We start from the raw sequence: 13,018 nt of genomic DNA on the forward strand, positions 1-13,018 counted from the left end.
GCTGATCATTGGAGGGAGAAAAGCTGAATGGTAAAAGCCTTTATTTTGGATTTTGATGGACTTATTGTAGACACGGAGACTCCCTGGTTCTATGCCTTTCGGGATATTTATAAAGAGCATGGACTTGAACTTGGCTTGGAGCTTTGGTCGAAAAATGTGGGGACATCATTTGAGGAATTTCACCCGTTTCTGTATCTGGAGCAAGTGCTGCAAAAGCCGATTGATCACGATCATATCAAGTTGCTCTCTGAACAGAAATATGAAGCGTATCTGGGACAGGCAGCAATTCTTCCAGGTGTACATGAGTTGCTCCATGCTGCCCGTGAAAAGGGAATTCGCCTTGCCGTTGCTTCCAGCTCTACCCGGGATTGGGTTCATGGGTATTTGCGCACACTTGGCATATTCGAATTATTCGATGTCATTCATACCGCCGAGGACGTCCAGCGGGTCAAACCGGACCCGGAATTGTATCTGCTTGCCCTGGAGAGTCTCGGGATCGAGGCATCCGAAGCGGTTGTGTTCGAAGACTCCCCCAATGGACTAAAGGCAGCCAAAGCCGCTGGGATTCGCTGTGTCATTGTGCCTAACGAGGTAACGCGTAATCTGGAATTCACGAAGTATGATCTGCGGTTAACCTCGTTGGCAGAGATCACAATGGAAATCCTTTAACCCTGATATTGTTTGCGTAACTCGATCGGGGAGATCCCTTCATATTTTTTGAATACGGATCCAAAGTAACTGGCGCTGTTAAATCCGACAGCTCTGGCTATCTCATGAGCAGTTATCCCGGCGTCATGGACGAGCAATTCCTTGGCTTTCAACAACCGATATCGTGTCAGATAATCAAGCGGAGTCATTTGAAATTCCTTTTTGAATATTCGATTCAAATGCTGTTCGGTGACATTCATCTGCTGTGCCAGCATGGAGAGCGAAATATCCTGATGATAATTTTGTTTGATAAATGTAACAAGTCCGCCCAGTTTTAGTCGGGCATCCGAGCGTTCATAAGCGCCATAACGCTCACCCTCAATGGTTAACCTGACCAGAAGCATGTACAGCAGTGCGGATACATGCCAGATCTGATCCTTGTGCCGGGACTGCAGCGCTAACGTTATTTCATGCAACAGGATATGAAGCATTCCGTCCGGCTTGAAGGCGCGCAGCTCCCCGATCTGCAAGGTATGCAGAAACCGGGGCAATAAATAGCCATTAAAGGACAGACAATCGAACAACAATGAATCACTCAAATTGTCGTAACGGTACGTCACCTCTGGGAACATAATAAGAGCGGTTCCTTCCCGAATCGAGTACTCATGATTTTTGGCTGCGATTTTCCCGGTTCCCCCGATACACTGCACAATGCTGTAATCCCGTGAATGGTCGCTCCAATGGATCAATTCATCTACGGTCAGCTGGTTTTGGCCTGTAATCATAAGTGGCATATCGGTATCCAGCGAATTCCCCATACTACGTTTCGGCATCGTTGTGTTATTCCTCATTTCGTTAAAGGTCGTGTGCGTAAATGGCGCGGATACTGCGTTAAAAGAAACTTGATTTGAATTATATTACATAAATAACAGTAATTTAAATAATGTTTTCAATCCGATGAGCTTTTACCGAAAACCTTTTAGGAATATGTATCACCATGCCGATGCCTTGCCATTATCATGTCGAACAGTATAGGCTATAATGGATACAGTGATTTAGGAAAGGAATGCAATCATGAAGAAAGTCATCGTCATAGGATCAGGAATTCTTGGGGCATCAACAGCCTATCAATTAGCAAAATGGGGTGCAGAGGTCCTTATTATAGATCGGAAAGATCGAGGGCAGGCTACGGATGCCGCTGCCGGGATTATCTGTCCCTGGTTATCCCAACGCCGCAATCAGGATTGGTATCAGCTTGCCAAGGCAGGTGCACGTTTCTATCCCGGGTTGATTGAAGAACTTAAGAGTGAAGGGGAAACGGAAACGGGTTACGCTCAAGTGGGTGCGCTTAGTATTCATACCGATGTGGAGAAACTCAACAAGATGCAGGAACGGGCACATCTTCGTAAAGAAGATGCACCGGAGATTGGTGATATTACCCTGTTGGATGCAAAAGAAACCCATCAGCGTTTTCCTCTACTGGAGGAAACTTTTCAATCTGTGTACATCAGCGGTGCTGCGCGTATCGATGGGCGTGCGCTGCGCGATGCCTTGATCCGATCGGCACAACGAAATGGGGCGGTCCTGATTGATGGGGACGCGACACTTCAGTATGAATCGGACCGGGTAACTGGAGTAGTTGTTGACGGGAAAGTCATATCGGCTGACGAGGTTATTGTGTGTGCCGGCGCTTGGGCCAATGAACTGTTCAAGCATTTGGGCATTGACTTTAAGGTTCATTATCAGAAGGCACAAATTATGCATTTGCAGGTTCACGATCGAGAAGATACTGAGAAATGGCCTGTGGTCATGCCTCCTTCGGATCAATATTTGTTAGCCTTTGATCAACAGAAGATTGTGATTGGGGCAACTCACGAAAATGATATTGAAGGCTATGATACAAGAGTAACCGCAGGCGGAATGCAGGAAATATTGAATAAAGGATTGGAACTGGCTCCTGGTTTAGCTGATAGCACGTTTCAGGAAGTGAGAGTAGGCTTCCGTCCGTTCACACCGGGTTTTCTTCCGGTAATGGGTGTTGTTCCTGATTGGGATGGATTGATCACAGCCAACGGGCTTGGAGCATCAGGTCTGACGATGGGGCCCTTTATAGGAAGTCAACTGGCCAAATTGGCTCTGGGTATGGATTTGGATATCGATATTCAACCATATAATATAGGAAAAGCAATGGAAGACCAGAAATGAGGTGAACCATGACATATTCACAGCGTTTAACTCACGGCAGCTCTTCAGATATCATATATCTGGAGCACCAGATTGGCGTTGCAGAGGATGAATTGGCAAAAGCCAAGGAAGAGGAACAGGCATACGAAAGGGATTTGAACCAGTTAAGTGAAGTGCAGAATAGGATTGAAACCATTCGCACCCGTCTGAAGAGCTTGCAGGAGGAATTAGGCAAACTCGAAGATTAATAGGAATAGTTTGACATTTGGAAATACACATGTTGTAATAAGCCTGAGCTATTTGCAGGGGGACTGTTCGCAGTTGAGAAGGTTAAAACCTGACCCTTTGAACCTGTTAGTTAATACTGACGTAGGGAGCAAATGACATGTACTCATGTTATTTTTTGCCCTTGCCGAAATTAGGACAAGGGCTTTTTGGTGTGTATATTTCATAACAGGAAGCAATAGCTGGATTGCAGATGGGACAATATGATTTGGACAAAGGAGAACTGATCATGTCATTTTCAAGAACGTTAAAAGACAAGTCCATAACCGTATGGGAAGATGGATACAATCATCCTTTTTTACACGAGATGGGGAAAGGCACACTGGATCAGGAAGCGTTTAAGTTTTATCTACTCCAGGACTATACATATCTGATTGAATATGCGAAGATTTTTGCGATGGGTGCAGTGAAGGCTGCGGATGAAAAACTGATGACGAACTTTACGGTTATTCAACACGCTATTCTGTACGAAGAAATGGATTTGCATCGGAATTACATGAATGAATTTGGGATTAAGCTGGATGAAAATCACAATGTGAAACCATCTCTTTTCAACAAGGCATATACGTCAAATATGATGAGTGTCGCTCAAACAGGCGGGATTGCCGAAATCATTGCCGTCATTTTCCCTTGTGCGTGGACGTATTACGATTATGCCACAAGATTAAAAGAACAATATCGCGATTCATTAGAGGGTAATTTCTATCAGACTTGGATCGAAAATTATGCAAGTGATGAATTCCGGAACTCATTCGAATGGTTCTATGATACACTGGATGCATTATGTGAACATAAAACCGAGCAGGAACTGGAAGCCATTGAAGACATATTCAGAAGAAGTGTTGAGTTTGAATATCTGTTCTGGGATATGGCGTATAAACGGCAACTTTCCTACTTGTGATGATGAATGAAATTGACTACAACCAGAGACAAGGATGAACATACCGAAGATGAACAATCGTGGACAACGCATCTATTTACGGTTTTTGAACATGGAGGACGCGGCATCACTGCTGGATGTACAGCTCCGCAATCGGGCTGTTTTTGAAGAGATCTCGGCAAGTGAACGATCGGAGACATTCTATACGCTGGAGGGTCAGGTCACCCTGCTTGAAGGTTGGAACAAGGCCAGGGAAGAAGGGAAGCGTTATTCTTTCGGAATCTTCCTGAACACGACAAATGAGCTCATTGGGGAGATCTCTCTGTTCGAGCTTGAACTGGATTCCACCCAAAAATGGATCGTGGGTTATGTGCTCGACCAGGCGCACAATGGCAAGGGCTACATGAGTGAAGCCATTCAACTAGCACTGAGTTTTGCCATGAATGATGCGGGAATCAAACGCGTGGAGGCAGGTGCGCTGCCCGACAATGCCGGATCGATCCGAGTGCTGCGTAAGGCGGGTTTCCAGGAGATGGATCGCCAGAATATTAAAATCAGGGGGATATGGAAGGAACATCTGATGTTTGCAGTGGATTTACGCTAGATGATCAAGATATCGTGACGTGAACCACCGAAATCATCCAGGGGGAACTTATGAATAAACGGAAACAAATGTTATTGGACTCTGCTCTTGTACTCTTTGAGAAACATGGAGTGACCAGCACCTCCATACAAATGATCCTAGATGAGTCGGGTGTGTCCAAAGGAACATTTTATAAATTCTTTAGTTCGAAAGATGATTGTATTCTTGCTATTCTGGAGCAACGTGTGCAGGAAGACATGATGATTCGCAAAAGTTTGGAGCGTCAAAGCTATGCTTCCGATTTTGATTTACTGGTGGATCAGATTATGATGCCGATGATTTTGCCTGAAAAACAGAGTGTTGTGGAGCTATTCTGGACAGGCTTTTATTCTGGAAAATGTGATGTGGCAAATCTGACTCGCATGCAGTTAAATTGGTTGTCGGAAAGACTGGTACAGGTATTTGGCGAAGAATTAAAACCCTTTGCTTTTGAAGGAGCCATTTTTTGTTTTGGCATGGTACATCAAATCTCAAATACGTGGAGAAATTTCCATCTCGATCAGCCGGATTGGAGCCATCTTGTGCCAAAAGTGCTGAATTATATCGAAATTTTGCTGCGTTCCATGCTGGAAAGACAGGAGCATATTATTGATTTTCCTAGTCTTTCGATGATTGCTCCTGATTCTAAAGACATTGCGCTGGATAAAAACAGCCTGATTGCAGGTCTTCAGAAATTCAGTCATTCCATTCTTCAATCGGAAGTGTCTATTAAAGCGAAAGAACTGACAAAAGGGCTGCTTTCCTTAGTCGAGCAGAAAGAGATCAATATTTCCATGTTGGAAGTAACTCTACAGGCATTTCAGACGGAATTTGAATCGGGTTCTCTTCAAGGCGAGGCAGGCAGGATTGTCAAGGATTGCAGATCATATCTCGAACAAATCAGGCGGGTCCCGATGGGGAGTACGAAATGAAACGATAACGAAGTTGAGCTTACTTATGTGAGAAGACTATTATTCATAATTCAATACACAAAAAGCGGCAGATTGGACGTAAAGCTTAGAGTCCGGATCTGCCGCTTTTTTGTATAAGATACCAAGCACTCTACAAGATGCAATTCATGTAAATGCTATTTTTAATTTGTATTCATTGAGACTTTTTGTCTTACAGGCTGTTTGGAATCGTCCTCTGTTGCCTGTTTGGTACGTTTAATGAAGAAGGAAAGTAACAATCCGAGAACAGCAATGCCGATAATGACAACGTAAGCATCATTAATTCCCTGAATCATGGACTCCATTCCCAACTGCTGCTTCGTTAATCCGTTGGCTGCACCCGTTGCAACCATATCTTGCGCATGTGTCATTGTACGACTGGTCATTACACTCACGAGTAATGAAGTACCAACTGCGCCAGCCACTTGTCTAACGGTATTGGATATCGCTGTACCGTGTGGTCCAAGTCGTGGTGGCAGCTGATTCAAACCTGCCGTTTGAATTGGCATCATGAGCAAGGCCATACCAATTCGGCGACCTGTTGACATTAATACCAGGTAGGTGTAGCTGGTAGAATCGGTCAAATCAATGAACCCGATAGTGGTTACGATTGTGATAACCATCCCGATAATCGCCAGCCATTTTGCGCCAAAACGGTCAAACAATCTACCCGTAATCGGCATCAGGAAGCCCATGACCAGCGCTCCTGGAAGAAGCAATAATCCGGACTCCAATGCAGTGTAACCCCGTGCATTTTGGAGGTATAACGGAAGCAGCATCATATCGGCATACATGATCATCGTGATCGCGATATTAATGATCGTGGTCAGAGAGAACATATTATACTTGAAGGCCCGCAGATCGAGCAGAGGATTTGCAGATGCAAGTTGTCTCCATGTGAATAGTCCAAGAGAAACAACTCCTGCTGCAAGGCATATGATGACTTCTGCACTTGACCATCCCAGACTTCCCGCCCGGCTGAAGCCATACAGTAATGCACCAAATCCAATCGTGGACAGCAATACACTGAGTGTGTCGAATTTGGTATTGACTCGTTCCGATACATTCTTGAGGTATACAAACGCAAAACCAATAACGATAACGGTTAGTGGAATCATTCCGTAAAACATTGTTTGCCATGTGTAATTTTCAAGAATATAACCAGCAAGGGTCGGCCCAATCGCCGGAGCGAAAATGATGGCAAAACCGACCATGCCCATTGCGGCGCCCCTTTTCTCAGGAGTGAACAAGGTTAGAATGACATGCATTAACAATGGCATGATAATACCAGCACCGGCTGCTTGAACCATACGCCCTGTCAGCAGTGTACCGAAATTACTCGCAAGGGCAGATATAATCGTACCGATGAGGAAAATAAACATCGAAGCTTGAAATAATTGCCGTGTCGAGAAGCGTTGCATGAAATAGGCCGTGATGGGAATAAGTACACCATTCACCAGCATGTAACCTGTTGTAAACCATTGGGCTGTTGCTGCTGAGATATTAAAATCACCCATCAGCTCCGGAGTTGCCACACTCATTACGGTTTGGTTCAATGTGGCAAGAAATGCACCCAAAATCATAACAAACAGTATGGGGCCCTTTTTTACGTCATCTCTTTCTTTTAATCTAGCCTGGCTCAATCCATTCCATCCTTTCAATCCACACGTGACTAAATTTACAACGTGTTGTATAGTTTACATTGTATCTATTGAATTATATACATATTCCCGAAGAATACAATTTACGATTTTGAGTATTTTCGTTGCTTATTTTACGGAAAAATAAAATATGTAGTCTAATTCGCAAATAAACGACTGATCATTTAAAATTGTAATTTTTAAAATTTGAGGAGGGATTTTGCGATGAAAAACGAAAAGAAGTCTGCTACAGATCCTCGTATACTTCGTACGAGGCAGTTGATTCGTGATGCTTTTGTAGATCTTTTGCAGGAAATGGACATCGAAAAATTGTCGGTCAATCGGATTGCAGAACGAGCGACGATCAACCGTGTGACCTTCTATCTGCATTATCGGGACATCACAGACATGATGGAGAAAATGGCGGACGAGATGATCGAGCACATTGAACGGATCGTGGACGAATATGCTCCTCCGTTAGAGGATGCTGCCAAAGACGATGGTTGGCCTGTGCTTGTGAAATTGCTTGAACACTTTGCCGACCATTCCAAATTCTATCGTGTTGTTCTTGCATCCAGACGCACACCCATTTTTACGGAAAGGCTCTTGAAATTGTTAACGAGACTCGTATCGGCCAAGATTGAAAGTTTGGAGATAGGAAGCTCTCTTGCACAAGCGGGTATTCATAAGGAGATCGCCATCTGGTACAGTTCCTCAGCCCTGATAGGAACCATTGTATCCTGGCTTCGCAATGACATGCCCTATGCACCACATTTTCTTGCCAAACAGTTTTCTTTAATTCGGGCTTATTCTTACAATGATTTGATATAACCAAAAAACATCCAACAATAGTCAGGATCAACTATACGCGGATGTCTTTTCAACGGATTATAAAATGGCTATTCATCTGCCGGAGTTCGTAATATCATATACAGCCCAATGAGTGCTGCAAGAGCACCAAAAATGATACCTGACAGTCCATTGTAAAAGGTGGGATCTCCTTTGTATGTGAATGACATAATCGCAGTTTGTGTTAAGGAAAGGGAGATCAAGGATGAGGAGAAATTTGTCAGCTTGATAGCTTCAATGACTGGCTCATTATTCCGTCTCGCCATAATCGCGCCCCCAAGAGATACCGCAATTTCGGTAAAAGTAACGGCAGCTATAATGAAGGCAACATAGTGAGGATAATGTGTTCTGCTGCTTGCAACAAATAATAACTTACTGCAATAAATGATGTACACCACACTTGAGGCGAGCACAATATTGCCTATAAATCGGTATGCAGCGTATTGTTTTTTTAGGATTTCCTCCGGGCTGGAATCATCAAGATTCGAGTCCTCATGTGCTTTTGCTGCGAAATACTTGGCAACAGCAATGCCGATATTATAGAAGGCGTTAATGCATAAAAAGAAAGAGAGGGAGTAAATCCCTAAGAATATTTTTCCAACAGCGATAAGGGCATTAAGTGGAATAGATAATTTTGCAAAGTAGACAATGCGATTATTTTTAACTTTAAAGACAGATTCTCCTCTATTCAATGGACGTATCCAATTCACTGTATCCCTCCCGAACGAACCCATGTCAAAAAAAATGAACCTAGTGTTCAAGCATACCATAGTAAACCATATGGTCCACGTATTCGGTTTAGACATGTTCATTCCTAGTGATATGGAACTACATAGCAGTAAACCAAATTTCTTCTTAATTTTCATCATTAAATGTACGAACAGTATAAAAATACACCTTAAATTATACATATTATGAATTTAGTTCAAAAGTTTCATTTCAAATAATATACGATTGGTATAAAATGGGTTGTGCGCTGAACTGTCAATTCATGTGCCGACAAAGAAAAATAGTTCGAGAGGCGGTGTTTGGATGTACAAAGAAGTGATTCGTGTTCACGATATAAGCAATTTCCAGTCAAGATCGGAGGAGTTTTTCCCAATTCACTGGTTTCGGAAAATGTTGTCGGAGAAACCTGTCTACTATCATGAGGATACGGACACCTGGAATGTGTTCAGGTATGACGATGTTAAGCAGGTACTAAGCAATCATGAATTTTTCTCATCCGAAGGCTCAAGAACAACCATATCCGTTGGTGCCAAAAACAAGGAAGGTACACCCCCGGACAAAATGAATATTTCCAGCATCGATCCCCCGGGCCATCCAAAAAGCCGTTCGCTGCTCTCTGCTGCATTTACACCGCGCAGCCTGAAAAACTGGGAGCCACGGATTCGGAACATTGCAACTCAACTGGTCGAGGACATCGAGCTCGATACAACGATCGACATCGTACAAGCTCTGGCAGCACCTTTGCCGTCAATGGTTATGGCTGATTTGTTGGGTATCCCGCTAACAGACAGCCATCGCTTCAAAAGCTGGGTAGACATTCTGTTTCAACCTGCAAATAACGAAAATGCAGAGGAAATGGAACTGAAAAAGCAGGTCGCAGCGCAGGAGTATTACCAGTTCCTGTACCCTATTGTCGTTCGGAAACGGGCACAGCCTGGTGACGATATCATTACGGATCTGCTGAAGGTGGATGTGGACGGCGAGAAATTTTCCGATGATGAGGTTGTTCGGACTACAATGCTTTTGCTCGGAGCCGGTATTGAAACAACCAGTCACATGGTATCCAGTACATTTTATTCTTTTCTCTATGATGACCCCAACTTGTATGTTCAATTAAGAGAGAACCCTCAGCTTGTCCCACTTGCAGTGGAAGAGATGCTTCGTTATCGATTTCATAATGCCAAGCGGCATCGGACGGTTAAGAAGGATAATGATCTGTTGGGTGTACAACTGAAAAAAGGGGATGTTGTCATCTCATGGATGAGTGCGGCGAATATGGATGAGAACGTATTTGAGAATCCGTTCGAATTGAATATTCATCGTCCTAATAACAAAAAACATCTTACCTTTGGAAATGGTCCACATTTCTGTCTGGGTGCTCCACTGGCGAGAATGGAATTAAGTGTTGCTTTGACCGCATTTGTAGAAAGGGTGCCCTTTATCGAATCGGTTGAATCATTTGAATTGGAAAACCATCTTACCGTCTCGGCTCCAGGTCAGTCCCTGACATACTTGCCCGTGAAGATTGGGCACTAGGAGAAAGGCGAATATCATACTTTTCATACAAAAAGCCGAGATTAGATGCTTAACAGCATCCGATCTGCGGCTTTTATATCGTTTAAGCCATTAGTTTTGATTCACCGTGGCAGAGATTCAAGGGGATAATTCACGCAAGTAGGAGCTGCAGCAATGTGGCTGAATATATGCTTAAGCTAGACATGATAATCTATATGACAAAACAGCTGTTTAGGTGACAGAGTAGGGGAAGGATTTCACGGGTTACCATACAAATAGATATGAGAAAATTACATTAGGGGAGGTGGCGATGACTCGACGTGGTCTTCGTGGTCTTCTTTCTGCGTCATGTGCTTATTTTCGTCAGGAGGGGAAAACGGCCGGGCAAAATGCTGCTGCTCCTTCATGAGCAAATCGACTTTGTGGTGCAGATGGTCCAACTTTTTATTGTAATGCTTGTAGGTATAGAACCCAATTACAGCCTTGATCGCAAAAAAAATAACAGCTGCCGCAATAATCAAGATATAGTTAGAAGCAATATGCCTGATCCAGCTATTGATTTCATTTATCACGTATAACCTTCCTTTCACTAGAAATGCAGAAATACAGATTACTCTATTCATTGCCTTAGTTACAGGAAAAATTACGTGGAAAATGTTCTCAAATGAGAGCTGAGGTACCAGGATTACACATGGTATCATTGTGTTTATTCCTGTTATTCAGTAAAATTATTTTTAATTTAACTTTTCCAAAGGAGAGCAGAATCGTGCTGGAACTTAGCTTTAACGACCCGGAAAAACTAGTAAGTGTCACTCACGCCTTGTCGACGCGTTCCCGGATTGACATTCTCCAGCTTTTGAATGCAAACAAGCTAAACATTATCGAAATCGCCGAGGCGTTGAACCTGCCAGTGTCGACGGTAGCCAACCATATTAAAGTGCTGGAGGCTGCCCATTTAATACATACAGAAATGCTTCCAGCTTCGCGCGGGGCCATGAAGGTTTGCAGCCGCAATTATGATGATATTCATATTGCCCTGGACAGGGTGAGTTCCTTTCCCCAACGGGATACGAATGTCTATGAAGTTCATATGCCGATAGGGCATTACAGCGATTGTGAGGTTGCGCCAACATGTGGTATGGCGAGCACGGAGGAAATGATTCTGAAGGAAGACGACCCGGCAAGCTTTTATCATCCCAAGCATATTGATGCTCAGATCATCTGGCTGGCAAAAGGGTATCTGGAATATTTGCTTCCGATGGATATTCCGCAAGGTGCAACGATTGAAGCTTTGGAATTGTCCATGGAAATCTGTTCTGAAGTAGCAACCTATAATAATGAGTGGCCTTCGGATATTTCCGTTTGGGTCAATGGCACTGAGATCGGAATGTGGACAAGTCCCGGAGATTTGGGTGACCGCCGTGGCAAACTGAATCCGGCATGGTGGTCTGATGGTTCCACACAGTACGGCATTCTCAAAAAATGGCGAGTGGACGACAACAAGACCATGCTGGACAAGGAGAAAATTTCGGATGTGTCCCTGTCCGATCTTCATCTCGAGGATAAACACAAGTTAAGATTACGAATTGGAATCCATCCGGATGCCAGACATCAGGGCGGTATGAATCTGTTCGGTAATGAATTCGGAGATCATGAACAGAACATTATGATGCAGGTAAAGTATACGATGAATGCGGGCGATAAGGATGCGAGATATGCCAAGTAACGGTACCTCATTTATCGTGAGTATCGAGCGTTTCAAACCTCACTTGTTTCATCTGGAGCAGGGTGAGGGCTTATTCAAGTCCCATTCACATGCTTATGACGAACTCACACTTATACTGGATGGAGAAGGGTATTACAGTTCCCCTGAGCAGAATGTCAAAGTGGGTGCGGGTGACCTCATTATGATTCCGCCAGGGCTTCATCACGGTTGTGTGTGGGCACTGGAAACTCCTGTCCCCGGTCTGGATGGCACCGTGTTGAAGAGGGGGAGCATGTGCTGCTAACTACGCCCACCCTTTCCTGGGAAAAGCAAGGCGGAATGGCGATTAATGAAGGTCCGGTCACGCTGCATCGAAATGGACGCATTTTTCTGATTTACTCGGCAAGCACAACCTGGTCGGAAGATTATGCACTGGGCATGCTGACCATGAATGAAGAGGATGATCCGATGCTGGCCTCATCATGGACCAAATCCTTGCAGCCTGTTTTTCGAAAAAGTATTGAAAATAATGTATATGCCACAGGGCACAACAGTTTTACAACGTCACCCGGATGGTCTGGAGGACTGGATTATATATCATGCTCTTCCTGCACCGGGTGCAGATACCGGTTTACGGGCAACGCGCATTCAAAAATTTGAATGGAACGGCGATGGAACACCTGATTTTGGTGTGCCTTTCAGCGATGATCATGCGCTTCAACTTCCATCGGGAGAGTGAAACCTAAGGCTCGAGAATTGTGTATAAGTGTGCCTATAGTTACAAGTATTTTGTAATTAAAAACAAAAACAAGTGAATAATTTGATGGAAACGCGTGCGGTCATCCATGGAATAAAGCAATACTTCTATTGCCATTGAATTCATGTGAAGTGTATTAAATCAGCAGTATTTCAGCTATTTTACAGTTATTCATTTCGTTTTTTTATGTTTCTTGTAGAAAAACAATCAGGAATGGCAAATGCAATTTGTTACAATAAATTAAATTGAAAACG

At 43.7% G+C, this 13,018-nt stretch carries 15 protein-coding genes and 1 riboswitch; of the genes, 11 read left to right on the plus strand and 4 right to left on the minus strand.

Annotated elements, in window-relative coordinates:
* The first annotated feature begins 27 nt into the window (after positions 1 to 27).
* On the plus strand, positions 28 to 669 hold the full coding sequence (locus QP794_RS12860) for an HAD family hydrolase (RefSeq protein WP_285077045.1): 642 nt from the start codon (positions 28 to 30) through the stop codon (positions 667 to 669).
* On the opposite strand, the gene QP794_RS12865 is transcribed toward QP794_RS12860, so the two are convergent.
* The gene (locus tag QP794_RS12865; protein ID WP_285077047.1) at positions 666 to 1,481 is read right to left on the minus strand and encodes an AraC family transcriptional regulator; all 816 of its coding nucleotides are present in this window, start codon (positions 1,479 to 1,481) and stop codon (positions 666 to 668) included. The genes QP794_RS12860 and QP794_RS12865 overlap by 4 nt on opposite strands.
* Positions 1,482 to 1,722: 241 nt before the next feature.
* Here QP794_RS12865 and QP794_RS12870 point away from each other — a divergent pair, with 241 nt between their 5' ends.
* The 5 genes from QP794_RS12870 to QP794_RS12890 all read left to right on the plus strand — a co-directional run bounded on the left by QP794_RS12870 (position 1,723) and on the right by QP794_RS12890 (position 5,551).
* Positions 1,723 to 2,853, plus strand: a complete 1,131-nt coding sequence (locus tag QP794_RS12870; protein WP_285077049.1) for an NAD(P)/FAD-dependent oxidoreductase — start codon at positions 1,723 to 1,725, stop codon at positions 2,851 to 2,853.
* An 8-nt stretch (positions 2,854 to 2,861) separates the two neighbouring features.
* Entirely contained in the window at positions 2,862 to 3,080 is a 219-nt protein-coding gene (locus QP794_RS12875; protein WP_024634358.1) for a hypothetical protein, read from the plus strand.
* A 46-nt stretch (positions 3,081 to 3,126) separates the two neighbouring features.
* A riboswitch (TPP riboswitch) is annotated at positions 3,127 to 3,225 on the plus strand.
* Between the two features lie 121 nt (positions 3,226 to 3,346).
* Positions 3,347 to 4,018, plus strand: coding sequence for a thiaminase II (gene tenA, locus QP794_RS12880; RefSeq protein ID WP_285077051.1), 672 nt, complete (start codon positions 3,347 to 3,349; stop codon positions 4,016 to 4,018).
* Positions 4,019 to 4,052: 34 nt separating this feature from the next.
* Positions 4,053 to 4,601: a GNAT family N-acetyltransferase gene (locus QP794_RS12885; RefSeq protein WP_285077053.1), complete on the plus strand. Its 549-nt coding sequence runs from the start codon at positions 4,053 to 4,055 to the stop codon at positions 4,599 to 4,601.
* A 50-nt stretch (positions 4,602 to 4,651) separates the two neighbouring features.
* Entirely contained in the window at positions 4,652 to 5,551 is a 900-nt protein-coding gene (locus QP794_RS12890) for a TetR/AcrR family transcriptional regulator (RefSeq protein ID WP_285077054.1), read from the plus strand.
* Positions 5,552 to 5,712: 161 nt separating this feature from the next.
* Here QP794_RS12890 and QP794_RS12895 read toward each other — a convergent pair whose 3' ends face one another.
* A complete protein-coding gene (locus QP794_RS12895; RefSeq protein WP_094938594.1) occupies positions 5,713 to 7,152 on the minus strand; it encodes a DHA2 family efflux MFS transporter permease subunit in 1,440 nt (479 codons plus the stop codon).
* 282 nt (positions 7,153 to 7,434) lie between these two features.
* On the opposite strand from QP794_RS12895, the gene QP794_RS12900 reads away from it, so the two are divergent.
* On the plus strand, positions 7,435 to 8,040 hold the full coding sequence (locus tag QP794_RS12900; protein WP_024634363.1) for a TetR/AcrR family transcriptional regulator: 606 nt from the start codon (positions 7,435 to 7,437) through the stop codon (positions 8,038 to 8,040).
* 68 nt (positions 8,041 to 8,108) lie between these two features.
* Here the strand turns inward: QP794_RS12900 and QP794_RS12905 are convergent, their stop codons facing one another.
* Positions 8,109 to 8,768, minus strand: coding sequence for a hypothetical protein (locus QP794_RS12905; RefSeq protein ID WP_024634364.1), 660 nt, complete (start codon positions 8,766 to 8,768; stop codon positions 8,109 to 8,111).
* A 322-nt stretch (positions 8,769 to 9,090) separates the two neighbouring features.
* Between QP794_RS12905 and QP794_RS12910 the strand changes: the two genes are divergently transcribed.
* The gene (locus tag QP794_RS12910; RefSeq protein WP_285077057.1) at positions 9,091 to 10,323 is read left to right on the plus strand and encodes a cytochrome P450; all 1,233 of its coding nucleotides are present in this window, start codon (positions 9,091 to 9,093) and stop codon (positions 10,321 to 10,323) included.
* A gap of 269 nt (positions 10,324 to 10,592) precedes the next feature.
* Here QP794_RS12910 and QP794_RS12915 read toward each other — a convergent pair whose 3' ends face one another.
* Positions 10,593 to 10,874 (minus strand): hypothetical protein, encoded by a 282-nt coding sequence (locus QP794_RS12915; RefSeq protein ID WP_285077059.1) that lies wholly within the window; start codon positions 10,872 to 10,874, stop codon positions 10,593 to 10,595.
* 194 nt (positions 10,875 to 11,068) lie between these two features.
* On the opposite strand from QP794_RS12915, the gene QP794_RS12920 reads away from it, so the two are divergent.
* From QP794_RS12920 to QP794_RS33320, 3 genes are read left to right on the plus strand one after another with little or no spacing between them, the layout of a single operon-like run.
* Positions 11,069 to 12,028: an ArsR/SmtB family transcription factor gene (locus QP794_RS12920; protein WP_285077061.1), complete on the plus strand. Its 960-nt coding sequence runs from the start codon at positions 11,069 to 11,071 to the stop codon at positions 12,026 to 12,028.
* Positions 12,018 to 12,311, plus strand: a complete 294-nt coding sequence (locus QP794_RS33315; protein ID WP_483311902.1) for a cupin domain-containing protein — start codon at positions 12,018 to 12,020, stop codon at positions 12,309 to 12,311. Before QP794_RS12920 ends, QP794_RS33315 begins: the two co-directional genes overlap by 11 nt.
* Positions 12,302 to 12,667, plus strand: a complete 366-nt coding sequence (locus QP794_RS33320) for a family 43 glycosylhydrolase (RefSeq protein ID WP_483311903.1) — start codon at positions 12,302 to 12,304, stop codon at positions 12,665 to 12,667. The genes QP794_RS33315 and QP794_RS33320 overlap by 10 nt, the downstream gene beginning before the upstream one ends.
* Positions 12,668 to 13,018: the final 351 nt, after the last annotated feature.

Origin of the sequence: Paenibacillus sp. UMB7766-LJ446 (assembly GCF_030226665.1) — a bacterium.
GTDB lineage: Bacteria > Bacillota > Bacilli > Paenibacillales > Paenibacillaceae > Paenibacillus > Paenibacillus vandeheii.